This window comes from Caballeronia sp. NK8 (genome assembly GCF_018408855.1).
In the GTDB taxonomy this organism is placed as follows: Bacteria; Pseudomonadota; Gammaproteobacteria; order Burkholderiales; family Burkholderiaceae; genus Caballeronia.
The window spans coordinates 2,722,979-2,737,174 of sequence record NZ_AP024322.1 but is presented as its reverse complement, the minus strand read 5'-3'; the positions used below and the strand labels follow the sequence as shown (position 1 = coordinate 2,737,174).

Sequence of the window (14,196 nt, the reverse complement as noted above, 5' to 3'; positions counted from 1 at the left end):
ATCGTCTCCATGCTCATGCAGCTTGTTGGTGGGCGCGGACCTTCTGTTTCTCCGCGTAGGCAAGGGCCGCTTCGCGCACCCATGCGCCCTCGTCGTGCGCCTTCACGCGCGTGGCGAGGCGCTCCTTGTTGCACGGGCCGTCGCCGTTGACCACGCGCCAGAACTCTTCCCAGTCGATCTCGCCGTAATCGTGCGCGTTGCGTTGCGCATTCCACTTCAGATCGACATCGGGCAGCGTGACGCCCAGAATCTTCGCCTGCTCGACGGTCGCGTCGACGAACTTCTGACGCAGATCATCGTTCGAGATGCGCTTGATGCCCCACGCGAAGGACTGGCCGCTGTGGATCGAATCCTTGTCGCTCGGGCCGAACATCATCAGCACCGGCCACCACCAGCGGTTCACCGACTGCTGCACGAGGTCTTTCTGCGCCTGCGTGCCTTTCATCATCGAGAGCAGCGCATCGAAGCCCTGGCGTTGATGGAACGACTCTTCCTTGCAGATGCGGATCATCGCGCGGGCATACGGCCCGTAGGTGCAGCGGCACAGCGGGATCTGGTTCATGATCGCCGCGCCATCGACCAGCCAGCCGATCACGCCGACATCGGCCCAGGTGGGCGTCGGGTAGTTGAAGATGCTCGAATACTTGGCCTTGCCTGCGTGCAGCGCGGCGACCAGTTGATCGCGCGAGACGCCCAGCGTCTCGGCTGCGCTGTAGAGATACAGGCCGTGGCCGCCTTCGTCTTGCACTTTGGCCAGCAGAATCGCCTTGCGCTTCAGACTCGGCGCGCGGCTGATCCAGTTGCCCTCGGGCTGCATGCCGATGATCTCCGAATGCGCGTGCTGCGAGATCTGACGCACCAGCGTCTTGCGATACGCCTCGGGCATCCAGTCCTGCGGCTCGATCTTGCCGTCGGCTTGCATGATCGCGTCGAAACGGGTCTGGTCCGGCGAAGCGGCCGATGCGGCTGCGTCGCTTGACTGCGTGGGGCTCGGGAGGTCGAGGGATTGGGTGTACATGGCGGCACTCGCTCTTGGATAGTCGCTGTCCGGCGATTATAAACCGACCGGACGGTCGGTAAATAGCGTTTTTGAGATGTACTCGGGTAAGCCCGCATGAGGCGCGCGGACGCGACACGCGAGCTATGCGTGCTCTTTAATCTAGTGCAGACGAGGGATGCGTGCCGGACAGCAGAAAAAAGAAGAGCGGCGGCGATCCATCGCCACCGCTTTGTGGGAGAAGAGAGTCAGGGAAACCGTAGACGCCTAGCGCGTCTGCGTTGCGGCGAAATCTTCAGCGTCGACGTCGTAACCCGAGGGTTCCCAACGCACCGCGAGCAAGGCGACGAGGCCCGCGAGCGGCGCGACCGCGATGATCCAGAACACCTTCGTGCCGAGCGCCGCCGACAGGACCGGGAACAGGAAGAGCGAGACCGTCGAGCTGGCGCGCATCAGCGTCTGATTGAAACCGACGCCGACGCCGCGCAGCGATGTCGGATAGCTCAGCGATGCGAACGTCATGCTGTGCGAACCCGGCCCGACGCCCTGCCCAAGCAGGAACGCGGCGAGAAAGGCGATCGCGACGACGACTTCCACGCCCGTCGACGGTTTGCCGACGATCGCGAGCCCGACGAGCGCCGCGAGCTGAAACGCGTAGCCGACGACCGACAGCTTCCACGCGCCGTACTTCGGCACCGTACGCACGGAGAACAGCCCGCCCGCGAACGCGAAGCACAGATTCAGCGCGAGCGAAGCGAGAATCGTGGTGAGCATGGACTGCGCGAGGAAGCTCGAAATGATCACCGGCAGCCCGAACGCGACCGCGTTGTACGCGAACGACGAGGCTATCGCGATGATCGTCGCCAGCACGGTCCGGCGCAGATAAACGCCGCGCAGCAGCGCGCCGTAGTTGCTCCACGTCGCGCGACGAGCTTTGGCTGGGGCGACGGCGGTTTCGTCGACACGGGCATCGATGCCGTAGGAGCGCTTGAGGATCGCGGCCGCGCCCTTGAGATCGCCCTGATTTGCCGCCCACACCGGCGATTCGCTCATGTAGCGGCTGCGGATCAGGATGATCGCGATCGCCGGCACCGCGCCGAAGCCGAGAATCAGACGCCACAGCCAGCCGGCATTGTGTTCGGGCAAGACCGCGTACAGGCCGAGGACGAGAAGATACGAGACGCTGATCGCCGCGTACCAGACCGGGCACCACATCGCGACGCGCGACGCCTTGTTGCCGCGGCCTTGCAATCGCGAGAATTCCGCGAGAAAGGCCATCGCCACAGGAAGATCGATACCGACGCCCAGACCCATCACAAAGCGCGCACCGCCGAGCACCCACGCGTTGGGCGCGAGCGCGCACGCGATCGCCGCGACGACGAAAAAGAACATGTCGGCCATGAAAACGCGATACCGGCCGATTCTGTCGGTCAGATAGCCGCCGAGAAACGCGCCGATGATCGCGCCGAACGTGATCGCGGCCGCGACGAAGCCCGAACCGGTCGGCGTGAGCGAGAATTCGCGGGCGATGTCCTTCATGCCGAAGGCGAGCGCGCCCAGATCGTAGGCGTCGAGGAAAATGCCGCCGAGCGCGATGGCGACGACCACGCGCGCATCGCTGCCGATGGCCGCGCCGTGGTTGACGAGGCTGGAGACATCGGCGGCGCTCTTGATGACGGAGCGCGAATCGTTGGCGGCGGCCCGGGCGGAGGCGCGGTCGGGCGCGAGGGAAACGGACATGATGTGGCTGGTTCGGTAAAAAGTTGTCGATGCAACGAATCGCCGGATCGTACTGTCCCGAGCGCGGACGGCCAAATTCTTTTTTGTTATTTAATGACTTACGCACGGCTGGCGGGCCTGTCGGCACGCCGGCGCTCCGATGCGACAATGTCGCTCCGTTCTTTCGTGGTATTCAGGCATGTCGTCAGATGAAAGCATCGAATCGGTGAACGTCGCGGTCGTCGGCGGAGGGCCGGCCGGGCTCATGGCCGCGGAAGCGCTCGCGGCGGGCGGCGCGCGCGTCGATGTGTTCGACGCGATGCCGTCCGTCGGCCGAAAATTCCTGATGGCCGGCAAGGGCGGCATGAATCTCACGCACTCCGAGCCCGCCGACGCCTTTCTGGCGCGCTACGGCGCGCGCAGTCCGAACATCGCGCCGCTGCTCGCGCGCTTCGACGCGAACGCGCTGCGCGAGTGGGTGCACGGGCTGGGTGTGGAGACGTTCGTCGGCAGTTCGGGACGCGTCTTCCCCACCGACATGAAGGCCGCGCCGATGCTGCGCGCGTGGCTGCATCGGCTGCGCGCGTCGGGCGTGACGTTTCACATGCGGCATCGCTGGCTTGGCTGGGAAGAAGATACGTCGATATCGCGTTTCGCGACGCCATCCGGCGAAAATCGCGTCCGGCACGACGCGATCGTGCTCGCGCTCGGCGGCGCAAGCTGGCCGCAACTCGGGTCGGACGGCGGCGCGCTCCCGATTCTCGCGGCGCGCGGTGTCGGCGTGCGGCCTTTCGTGCCGTCCAACTGCGGTTTCGATGTTGGCTGGAGCGAGCATTTCAGCAGCCGTTTCGCGGGCGAGCCGCTCAAATCCGTGGCGATCGGCGTGCCGCGCGCGGACGGCGCGCTCGACTGGCGTGTCGGTGAGTGTCTGATTACCGATCAGGGCATCGAAGGCAGTGTGATTTATGCGTTATCGGCGCCGATCCGCGATCGGATCGCGGAAAGCGACGGCCTCGGCGCGACGATCATGCTGGATCTCGCGCCGCAACTTTCCGCCGCGCGCGTGCGCGACGAGGTGCTGCATCCGCGCGGGGCGCGCTCGATGTCGAGCCATCTGCAGAGCCGCCTGCATCTGACGGGCGTAAAAGCGGGCTTGCTGCGCGAGTGCGTGAGCAAGGACGAATTCGCCAATCCGGAAACGCTCGCCGCGCGCATCAAGGCATTGCCGCTGCGGCTGTTGCGCACGCGTCCTATCGAAGAAGTGATCAGCAGCGCGGGCGGCGTCGAATTCGAAGCGCTGGACGCGCGCTCCATGCTCAGCGCGCTGCCGGGCGTGTTCTGCGCGGGTGAGATGCTCGACTGGGAGGCTCCGACCGGCGGCTATCTGCTGACGGCGTGCTTCGCGAGCGGGCTCGTCGCGGGGGAAGGCGCGCTCGCGTGGCTCGCCGAGCGCGCGTGAGCGGATTTACGTGGCCACCAGCCGCCAAAGCGACGTCACTTCAGCCGAGCGCGCGGCGTGCAGCGGATCGGACTTGTCGGTCGCGCGCGGATGGTGCGGCTTGATATCGATGCGTCCATCCACTTTCAGACCGGCCTTGTCGATCCATTCCTGCAACTGCGCGCGTGTACGCAGACCGAGATGCTCAGCGAAGTCGGACAGGATCAGCCAGCCTTCGCCGCCCGGCGTCAGATGCGCGGCGAGGCCATCGAGAAAGCCGCGCAGCATGCGGCTGTCCGGATCGTAGATGGCGTGCTCGATCGCCGCGCTCGGCCGCGCCGGCAGCCAGGGCGGATTGCAGATGACCAGAGGCGCGCGGCCTTCGGGGAACATGTCGGCCTCGACGATCTCGACCTGACGATCGAGCCCGAGCCGCCCGATGTTTTCCCGCGCGCAGTCGAGCGCACGGGCATCGACGTCGGTGGCGACGATCCGCTCGACGCCGCGCCGCGCGAGCACGGCCGCGAGCACGCCCGTTCCGGTGCCGATATCGAACGCGAGTTGCTTCGCCGGAAGCGGCTGATTCGCGACGAGATCGACGTATTCGCCTCGAACCGGCGAGAACACGCCGTAATAGGGATGGATTCTCCCGCCGACCGCGCCGATCTCGACGCCTTTCTTGCGCCACTCATGCGCGCCGACCAGGCCGAGCACTTCGCGCAAGGACACGACCGAAGCTTCATCCGATGACGGCCCGTAAGCCTCCTCGCACGCCTGTTGCACGTTCGGCGCGCGGCGCAGGGGGATGGCGTAGTGTTCGTCGAGCGGGAGCACCAGCATTGCGAGCGTGCGCGCGCGTTGCGATTGTGCGAGGCGATGCAGATTGAATGCATCGATCGGCGACGGCGCCGCAGCCGGCTTCTTCTTGGCCTTGCGCGGCTTGTCGTCGATGCGGCGCGCCATCGCCTGAAGTAGTTGCCGGGCGTTCTGGAAGTCGCCGCGCCAAAGTATCGCCGTGCCCTCGCAGGCGAGGCGATAGGCGATATCCGCCGTCATCTGATCGTGCCCGATGACCACGCGCTTCGGTGGCGGATTGCCGCTCTCCGATCTCCAGCGGGCGGAGCGGCTCTCGTCGTCTTCGTCCCAGGTGAGTCGTAGCGGTGCGGTGTTTTTCGATTGCATAGTGATGCCCGGAGCGCCGGCCATCGTGGCCGGCAAAAAGTGAATTGGCTGCATTGTGAGGCCATTTCGGGCGCGTCGTTCGCCCGTGTTCACTTTGCGGGTGATGCGAGCGCGGTGGATCTTGTGACACTTCGGGCACAATCGAGCCTTTTCCGAACGCCTTCGCCGAATGAAACTCCGAGTTCTCGCCGCGATCTGCGCGGCCGCGCTTGTCGCACAGGTCAATCTCGCGCCGCACGCGTTCGCCGCCGACACTGCCGAAGCGACCGCCAACGAACATTGGGTCAGCGCCTGGGGCACCGCGCTGCAGTCGATTCCGCAACTGGCGAATCTGCCGCCGCTGTATCGCGCGCCGGATGTTGCGGGGCGCACCGTGCGTCAGTTGATCTACCCGCAGCTCGATGGCAAACGCATTCGTCTGCGGATAAGCAATCTATATGGAACGGAGCCGCTCGTCGTCGAATCGATGAGCGTGGCTCGGGCGGGCGGCGGCAGCAGCGCCGCGATCCGCGCCGGCAGCGCGCGGCCCGTTCTGTTTGGCGGGCGCAAGAGCGTGACGGTCGCGCCGGGCGCGCAAGCCACCAGCGACGCAGTCGGCTTCGACGTCGAAGCGCTTCAGCCCGTGGCCGTCAGCATGTTCATGGGGAAGGATCAGAAGCTCGTGGCATGGCATCGCGTGTCGAGTCAGGTGAACTACATCTCGACGCCAGGCGACCGTACCGAAGATGCGTCGGCGGGCGCATTCCGCACGCGCTTTACCCAATATGCGTGGCTGACCAATGTGGCGGTAGAGAGCCAGTCCGCGCAAGCGGTGGTCGCCATCGGCGATTCGATCACCGATGGCATGCGCTCCTCGCTCAACGCAAACCGTCGCTGGCCCGACGCGCTCGCGAAGCAGCTCGCGCGCAAGAGTGGCGCAGAAACGGTCATCGTGAACGCGGGCATCAGCGGAAATCGGCTCCTGAGTAATTCACCGTGCTACGGCGAGGCGGTGGTCAGCCGCTTCGAGCGCGACGCGCTGCGCCAGCCGGGCGTTCGCGCGGTGATCGTGCTGATCGGCATCAACGACATCAATTTCATGGCGATGCCCGCACACGCCGGACTCGATTGCGACGCGCCACACACCGAAGTGAACGCGGATGCGCTGGTGCGCGGCTATCAGCGGCTGATTGCGCAGGCGCACCAGCGCGGCATCAAGATTTACGGCGCAACGCTGACGCCGGCGTCGCTGCCGCCCGAGCGCGAGGCGATCCGCACGGCGGTCAATGAATCGATACGCTCGAGCCGCGCGTTCGACGGCGTGATCGACTTCGATCAGGCGCTGCGCGATCCGACGCGGCCCAGCGTGCTGCAACGCCGATACGACAGTGGAGATCACATCCATCCGAGCGATGCGGGCTACGCGGCGATGGCCGCGGCAGTGCCGATGGAGTTTGTGTCGGGGACCGCTAAGCAGGCGAAATGAAGCGGCGCGAAAAAGTTTGCGTCATCACCTTGTCATTCGCGGTTGCTTGGCCTAATATTCAGCCCCTTCGTTGCAAGACGAGGGCCGCTGAGCGAAACGAGCGGCCTCCGAAGTCGACAAATTTCGAAGCGAAAGCGAGAAAATAGTGTTGACAAGGAGAAAAAGATTCTTCATAATCTCGTTTCTCTGCTGCTGATGCAGCGACGCAAGACGGAAGTTGATGTGATTCTTGCGATGTGCTCTTTAAAAACTAACAGCCGATAAGTGTGGGCGCTTGATAGCGGGTGCGGTTTCAGTCTTTCGGGGCTGAAGCAAAAGCAAAAGTAATCAAGAGTCTCACACGAAGTATCAGAGGAAGGTTTTTCATCTTAGGATGAACAATCATCGTCAGTACGTTGAGTGAGCGACCGGTTCTTAACGGAACCGAAAACAGTAACAGGTTTGAACTGAAGAGTTTGATCCTGGCTCAGATTGAACGCTGGCGGCATGCCTTACACATGCAAGTCGAACGGCAGCACGGGGGCAACCCTGGTGGCGAGTGGCGAACGGGTGAGTAATACATCGGAACGTGTCCTGTAGTGGGGGATAGCCCGGCGAAAGCCGGATTAATACCGCATACGATCTACGGAAGAAAGCGGGGGATCCTTCGGGACCTCGCGCTATAGGGGCGGCCGATGGCAGATTAGCTAGTTGGTGGGGTAAAGGCCTACCAAGGCGACGATCTGTAGCTGGTCTGAGAGGACGACCAGCCACACTGGGACTGAGACACGGCCCAGACTCCTACGGGAGGCAGCAGTGGGGAATTTTGGACAATGGGGGCAACCCTGATCCAGCAATGCCGCGTGTGTGAAGAAGGCCTTCGGGTTGTAAAGCACTTTTGTCCGGAAAGAAAACCATCGCCCTAATATGGTGGTGGGATGACGGTACCGGAAGAATAAGCACCGGCTAACTACGTGCCAGCAGCCGCGGTAATACGTAGGGTGCGAGCGTTAATCGGAATTACTGGGCGTAAAGCGTGCGCAGGCGGTCTGTTAAGACCGATGTGAAATCCCCGGGCTTAACCTGGGAACTGCATTGGTGACTGGCAGGCTTTGAGTGTGGCAGAGGGGGGTAGAATTCCACGTGTAGCAGTGAAATGCGTAGAGATGTGGAGGAATACCGATGGCGAAGGCAGCCCCCTGGGCCAACACTGACGCTCATGCACGAAAGCGTGGGGAGCAAACAGGATTAGATACCCTGGTAGTCCACGCCCTAAACGATGTCAACTAGTTGTTGGGGATTCATTTCCTTAGTAACGTAGCTAACGCGTGAAGTTGACCGCCTGGGGAGTACGGTCGCAAGATTAAAACTCAAAGGAATTGACGGGGACCCGCACAAGCGGTGGATGATGTGGATTAATTCGATGCAACGCGAAAAACCTTACCTACCCTTGACATGGTCGGAATCCCGCTGAGAGGTGGGAGTGCTCGAAAGAGAACCGGCGCACAGGTGCTGCATGGCTGTCGTCAGCTCGTGTCGTGAGATGTTGGGTTAAGTCCCGCAACGAGCGCAACCCTTGTCCTTAGTTGCTACGCAAGAGCACTCTAAGGAGACTGCCGGTGACAAACCGGAGGAAGGTGGGGATGACGTCAAGTCCTCATGGCCCTTATGGGTAGGGCTTCACACGTCATACAATGGTCGGAACAGAGGGTTGCCAAGCCGCGAGGTGGAGCCAATCCCAGAAAACCGATCGTAGTCCGGATCGCAGTCTGCAACTCGACTGCGTGAAGCTGGAATCGCTAGTAATCGCGGATCAGCATGCCGCGGTGAATACGTTCCCGGGTCTTGTACACACCGCCCGTCACACCATGGGAGTGGGTTTCACCAGAAGTAGGTAGCCTAACCTGCGAAGGAGGGCGCTTACCACGGTGGGATTCATGACTGGGGTGAAGTCGTAACAAGGTAGCCGTATCGGAAGGTGCGGCTGGATCACCTCCTTTCTCGAGCTTCGCACTTCAAAGTTGAGCGCTCACGCTTATCGGCTGTAAGAAAGACAGGCTAAGGGTCTGTAGCTCAGTCGGTTAGAGCACCGTCTTGATAAGGCGGGGGTCGTTGGTTCGAATCCAACCAGACCCACCACCCGAACAGGGGTGCTGATGAGAGACAACTCGAAGTCAGGCCACGTAGGGGGATTAGCTCAGCTGGGAGAGCACCTGCTTTGCAAGCAGGGGGTCGTCGGTTCGATCCCGTCATCCTCCACCAAGTCCTCAATGCCAAGTGTTTGATGCAAGCACTTGGCATTGGCGACTATAGCCAGTTGATGCTGCAAGCAGTGCAACACGCTTGTCGGCTAAACGTTCTTTAACAATCTGGAAGAAGTAGTAAAGAGAATCGCGAAAGCACTTAGAGATGGGTGTGAGTAGAGATTTAAGGGTAGTGATTGTATCAAGTATGAAAAGGTGATCGAAAGATTGCTTTGGAATACGGCACAACGCGAATACTCAGCCTGTAACGGGACGTGACAAGCGCAAGCAGACACACTCGTTATAGGGTCAAGCGAACAAGTGCATGTGGTGGATGCCTTGGCGATCACAGGCGATGAAGGACGCGGTAGCCTGCGAAAAGCTACGGGGAGCTGGCAAACGAGCTTTGATCCGTAGATGTCCGAATGGGGAAACCCGGCCCGTATGGGTCATCCTAAGCTGAATACATAGGCTTAGTGAAGCGAACGCGGTGAACTGAAACATCTAAGTAACCGCAGGAAAAGAAATCAACCGAGATTCCCAGAGTAGTGGCGAGCGAAATGGGATCAGCCTGTACTCTTTATTTGACTTATTAGCCGAACGCTCTGGAAAGTGCGGCCCTAGCAGGTGATAGCCCTGTAGGCGAAAATAGGTTGAAAGAACTAGGTGTACGACAAGTAGGGCGGGACACGTGAAATCCTGTCTGAAGATGGGGGGACCATCCTCCAAGGCTAAATACTCGTGATCGACCGATAGTGAACCAGTACCGTGAGGGAAAGGCGAAAAGAACCCCGGGAGGGGAGTGAAATAGATCCTGAAACCGCATGCATACAAACAGTCGGAGCCTGGAAACGGGTGACGGCGTACCTTTTGTATAATGGGTCAGCGACTTACGTTCAGTAGCGAGCTTAACTGATTAAGGCAGGCGTAGCGAAAGCGAGTCCGAATAGGGCGATCAGTTGCTGGGCGTAGACCCGAAACCAAGTGATCTATCCATGGCCAGGTTGAAGGTGCGGTAACACGTACTGGAGGACCGAACCCACTAACGTTGAAAAGTTAGGGGATGAGCTGTGGATAGGGGTGAAAGGCTAAACAAACTTGGAAATAGCTGGTTCTCTCCGAAAACTATTTAGGTAGTGCCTCGTGTATCACCTTCGGGGGTAGAGCACTGTCATGGTTGTGGGGTCCATTGCGGATTACTACGCCATAGCAAACTCCGAATACCGAAGAGTGCAATCACGGGAGACAGACATCGGGTGCTAACGTCCGGTGTCAAGAGGGAAACAACCCAGACCGCCAGCTAAGGTCCCAAAGATTGGCTAAGTGGGAAACGAAGTGGGAAGGCTAAAACAGTCAGGAGGTTGGCTTAGAAGCAGCCACCCTTTAAAGAAAGCGTAATAGCTCACTGATCGAGTCGTCCTGCGCGGAAGATGTAACGGGGCTCAAGCCAGTCACCGAAGCTGCGGATACACGTTGAAAGATACGTGTGTGGTAGGAGAGCGTTCCGTAAGCCTGCGAAGGTGCGTTGAAAAGCGTGCTGGAGGTATCGGAAGTGCGAATGCTGACATGAGTAGCGATAAAGGGGGTGAAAAGCCCCCTCGCCGTAAGCCCAAGGTTTCCTACGCAACGTTCATCGGCGTAGGGTGAGTCGGCCCCTAAGGCGAGGCAGAAATGCGTAGCTGATGGGAAGCAGGTCAATATTCCTGCACCATTGTTAGATGCGATGGGGGGACGGATCGCGGAAGGTTGTCCGGGTGTTGGACGTCCCGGTCGCTGCATTGGAGAAGGCGCTTAGGCAAATCCGGGCGCGTAATTCAAGGGTGTGGCGCGAGCTTCTTAGGAAGCGAAGCAATTGGAAGTGGTTCCAAGAAAAGCCTCTAAGCTTCAGTCTAATAGTGACCGTACCGCAAACCGACACAGGTGGGCGAGATGAGTATTCTAAGGCGCTTGAGAGAACTCGGGAGAAGGAACTCGGCAAATTGGTACCGTAACTTCGGGATAAGGTACGCCCTTGTAGCTTGACTGGCCTGCGCCAGGAGGGTGAAAGGGTTGCAATAAACTGGTGGCTGCGACTGTTTAATAAAAACACAGCACTCTGCAAACACGAAAGTGGACGTATAGGGTGTGACGCCTGCCCGGTGCCGGAAGATTAAATGATGGGGTGCAAGCTCTTGATTGAAGTCCCGGTAAACGGCGGCCGTAACTATAACGGTCCTAAGGTAGCGAAATTCCTTGTCGGGTAAGTTCCGACCTGCACGAATGGCGTAACGATGGCCACACTGTCTCCTCCCGAGACTCAGCGAAGTTGAAGTGTTTGTGATGATGCAATCTCCCCGCGGCTAGACGGAAAGACCCCATGAACCTTTACTGTAGCTTTGCATTGGACTTTGAACCGATCTGTGTAGGATAGGTGGGAGGCTATGAAGCGTGAACGCTAGTTTGCGTGGAGCCGTCCTTGAAATACCACCCTGGTTTGTTTGAGGTTCTAACCTTGGTCCATGATCTGGATCGGGGACAGTGCATGGTAGGCAGTTTGACTGGGGCGGTCTCCTCCCAAAGTGTAACGGAGGAGTACGAAGGTACGCTAGGTACGGTCGGAAATCGTGCTGATAGTGCAATGGCATAAGCGTGCTTAACTGCGAGACCGACAAGTCGAGCAGGTGCGAAAGCAGGTCATAGTGATCCGGTGGTTCTGTATGGAAGGGCCATCGCTCAACGGATAAAAGGTACTCTGGGGATAACAGGCTGATACCGCCCAAGAGTTCATATCGACGGCGGTGTTTGGCACCTCGATGTCGGCTCATCTCATCCTGGGGCTGTAGCCGGTCCCAAGGGTATGGCTGTTCGCCATTTAAAGAGGTACGTGAGCTGGGTTTAAAACGTCGTGAGACAGTTTGGTCCCTATCTGCCGTGGGCGTTGGATATTTGAAGGGGGCTGCTCCTAGTACGAGAGGACCGGAGTGGACGAACCTCTGGTGTACCGGTTGTCACGCCAGTGGCATCGCCGGGTAGCTATGTTCGGAAGAGATAACCGCTGAAAGCATCTAAGCGGGAAACTCGCCTTAAGATGAGATATCCCCGGGGCTTCGAGCCCCTTGAAGGGTCGTTCCAGACCAGGACGTTGATAGGTCAGGTGTGTAAGTGCAGTAATGCATTGAGCTAACTGATACTAATTGCCCGTAAGGCTTGATCCTATAACCAGTGTGTTTGTGCCTCCTCAGGAGCCCGCACTGGCGAGTACAGCGTGTGCGACAATCGCCACCCGAATTCTTTACCGCTTCTTCCCGGATTGGTTGTGTTGACCACGTCAACTCAACAACAAGTCATGCCTGATGACCATAGCGAGTCGGTCCCACCCCTTCCCATCCCGAACAGGACCGTGAAACGACTCCACGCCGATGATAGTGCGGGTTCCCGTGTGAAAGTAGGTAATCGTCAGGCTCCTCATGCTTTAACGCAAACGAAAGCCCCAACTCCGCGAGTTGGGGCTTTTTGCGTTTTCGTCTCGCCTATAGGTGAGAGCCTCGATTGTTTCGGGTCGTAAGAAACGCTTGACAACGGCGTGTTGTTACCCCATAATCGATAGTTCTCTGCGGAGGGGTGCCCGAGTGGCTAAAGGGGGCAGACTGTAAATCTGTTGGCTTACGCCTACGTTGGTTCGAATCCAACCTCCTCCACCAGAATTCGAGCGGTAAGGGAATCCAACCCTCGCGGGTGTAGCTCAATGGTAGAGCAGAAGCCTTCCAAGCTTACGACGAGGGTTCGATTCCCTTCACCCGCTCCAGTGTCGGTTTTGTAGTGCCCATGTGGCTCAGTGGTAGAGCACTCCCTTGGTAAGGGAGAGGTCGGCAGTTCGATCCTGCCCATGGGCACCAGCTGTATCAGTCTAGTAAGTTGCGCGCGGCGCAAGGTGCGAAAATCCTGTTAGGAGTCGAAAATGGCCAAAGGTAAATTCGAGCGGACCAAGCCGCACGTGAACGTGGGCACGATCGGTCACGTTGACCACGGCAAGACCACGCTGACGGCAGCGATCACGACGGTGCTGACCAAGAAGTTCGGCGGCGAAGCAAAGGCATACGACCAGATCGATGCAGCGCCGGAAGAAAAGGCACGCGGTATCACCATCAACACCGCGCACGTCGAGTACGAAACGGCTAATCGCCACTACGCACACGTCGACTGCCCGGGCCACGCTGACTATGTGAAGAACATGATCACGGGCGCGGCGCAGATGGACGGCGCAATCCTGGTGTGTTCGGCCGCTGACGGCCCGATGCCGCAAACGCGCGAGCACATCCTGCTGGCCCGTCAGGTTGGCGTGCCGTACATCATCGTGTTCCTGAACAAGTGCGACATGGTGGACGACGCCGAGCTGCTCGAGCTCGTCGAAATGGAAGTGCGTGAGCTTCTGTCGAAGTACGACTTCCCGGGCGACGATACCCCGATCATCAAGGGTTCGGCCAAGCTGGCGCTGGAAGGCGACACGGGCGAGCTGGGCGAAGTGGCGATCATGAACCTGGCTGACGCACTCGACACGTACATCCCGACGCCGGAGCGCGCAGTGGACGGTTCGTTCCTGATGCCGGTGGAAGACGTGTTCTCGATCTCGGGTCGTGGCACAGTGGTGACGGGCCGTATCGAGCGCGGTGTGGTGAAGGTTGGCGAGGAAATCGAAATCGTCGGTATCAAGACGACGGTGAAGACGACCTGCACGGGCGTGGAAATGTTCCGCAAGCTGCTGGACCAAGGTCAGGCGGGCGACAACGTTGGTATCCTGTTGCGCGGCACGAAGCGTGAAGACGTGGAGCGTGGCCAGGTTCTGGCCAAGCCGGGTTCGATCACGCCGCACACGCACTTCACGGCTGAAGTGTACGTGCTGAGCAAGGACGAAGGCGGCCGTCACACGCCGTTCTTCAACAACTACCGTCCGCAGTTCTACTTCCGTACGACGGACGTGACGGGCTCGATCGAGCTGCCGAAGGACAAGGAAATGGTGATGCCGGGCGACAACGTGTCGATCACGGTCAAGCTGATCGCCCCGATCGCCATGGAAGAAGGTCTGCGTTTCGCCATCCGTGAAGGCGGTCGTACCGTCGGCGCTGGTGTCGTGGCGAAGATTATCGAGTAAGAGCCAGAAATCTTCTCGGTAGTTAGTGGTTTCGGGGTCGGCGAA

6 protein-coding genes, 5 tRNA genes and 3 rRNA genes are annotated in these 14,196 nt (G+C 59.8%); 11 read left to right on the top strand and 3 right to left on the bottom strand.

Annotation, left to right across the window (positions count from 1 at the left end; genetic code table 11):
• Positions 1–13: 13 nt before the first annotated feature.
• Together paaA and NK8_RS13075 are read right to left on the bottom strand one after the other, a co-directional pair.
• Positions 14–1,018, bottom strand: a complete 1,005-nt coding sequence (paaA, locus tag NK8_RS13080) for a 1,2-phenylacetyl-CoA epoxidase subunit PaaA (protein WP_213225926.1) — start codon at positions 1,016–1,018, stop codon at positions 14–16.
• Positions 1,019–1,264: 246 nt separating this feature from the next.
• Entirely contained in the window at positions 1,265–2,737 is a 1,473-nt protein-coding gene (locus tag NK8_RS13075) for an MFS transporter (RefSeq protein ID WP_213226576.1), read from the bottom strand.
• Positions 2,738–2,915: 178 nt separating this feature from the next.
• Here NK8_RS13075 and NK8_RS13070 point away from each other — a divergent pair, with 178 nt between their 5' ends.
• The gene (locus NK8_RS13070; protein WP_213226575.1) at positions 2,916–4,175 is read left to right on the top strand and encodes a TIGR03862 family flavoprotein; all 1,260 of its coding nucleotides are present in this window, start codon (positions 2,916–2,918) and stop codon (positions 4,173–4,175) included.
• 6 nt (positions 4,176–4,181) lie between these two features.
• Here the strand turns inward: NK8_RS13070 and NK8_RS13065 are convergent, their stop codons facing one another.
• Positions 4,182–5,336, bottom strand: a complete 1,155-nt coding sequence (locus NK8_RS13065) for a class I SAM-dependent methyltransferase (RefSeq protein ID WP_213226574.1) — start codon at positions 5,334–5,336, stop codon at positions 4,182–4,184.
• Between the two features lie 169 nt (positions 5,337–5,505).
• Here NK8_RS13065 and NK8_RS13060 point away from each other — a divergent pair, with 169 nt between their 5' ends.
• The 10 genes from NK8_RS13060 (at position 5,506) to tuf (ending at position 14,151) form a co-directional block, all read left to right on the top strand.
• Positions 5,506–6,801 carry an SGNH/GDSL hydrolase family protein gene (locus tag NK8_RS13060; RefSeq protein ID WP_213226573.1) on the top strand — a complete coding sequence of 432 codons (1,296 nt, stop codon included), beginning with the start codon at positions 5,506–5,508 and terminating at the stop codon, positions 6,799–6,801.
• 443 nt (positions 6,802–7,244) lie between these two features.
• Positions 7,245–8,780, top strand: a 16S ribosomal RNA gene (locus NK8_RS13055).
• 62 nt (positions 8,781–8,842) lie between these two features.
• A tRNA-Ile gene (locus NK8_RS13050) sits at positions 8,843–8,919 on the top strand.
• A gap of 47 nt (positions 8,920–8,966) precedes the next feature.
• Positions 8,967–9,042: transfer RNA gene (locus NK8_RS13045), tRNA-Ala, on the top strand.
• A 288-nt stretch (positions 9,043–9,330) separates the two neighbouring features.
• Positions 9,331–12,217: ribosomal RNA gene (locus NK8_RS13040) — 23S ribosomal RNA — on the top strand.
• A 134-nt stretch (positions 12,218–12,351) separates the two neighbouring features.
• A 5S ribosomal RNA gene (gene rrf / locus NK8_RS13035) occupies positions 12,352–12,464 on the top strand.
• The 16S, 23S and 5S rRNA genes sit together here with 5 tRNA genes alongside, the layout of an rRNA operon.
• A 153-nt stretch (positions 12,465–12,617) precedes the next feature.
• A tRNA-Tyr gene (locus NK8_RS13030) sits at positions 12,618–12,703 on the top strand.
• A 30-nt stretch (positions 12,704–12,733) separates the two neighbouring features.
• Positions 12,734–12,807 (top strand) — tRNA-Gly (locus NK8_RS13025).
• 16 nt (positions 12,808–12,823) lie between these two features.
• A tRNA-Thr gene (locus tag NK8_RS13020) sits at positions 12,824–12,898 on the top strand.
• Positions 12,899–12,960: 62 nt separating this feature from the next.
• The gene (gene tuf, locus NK8_RS13015; RefSeq protein WP_016346480.1) at positions 12,961–14,151 is read left to right on the top strand and encodes an elongation factor Tu; all 1,191 of its coding nucleotides are present in this window, start codon (positions 12,961–12,963) and stop codon (positions 14,149–14,151) included.
• The last annotated feature ends 45 nt before the right edge of the window (positions 14,152–14,196 follow it).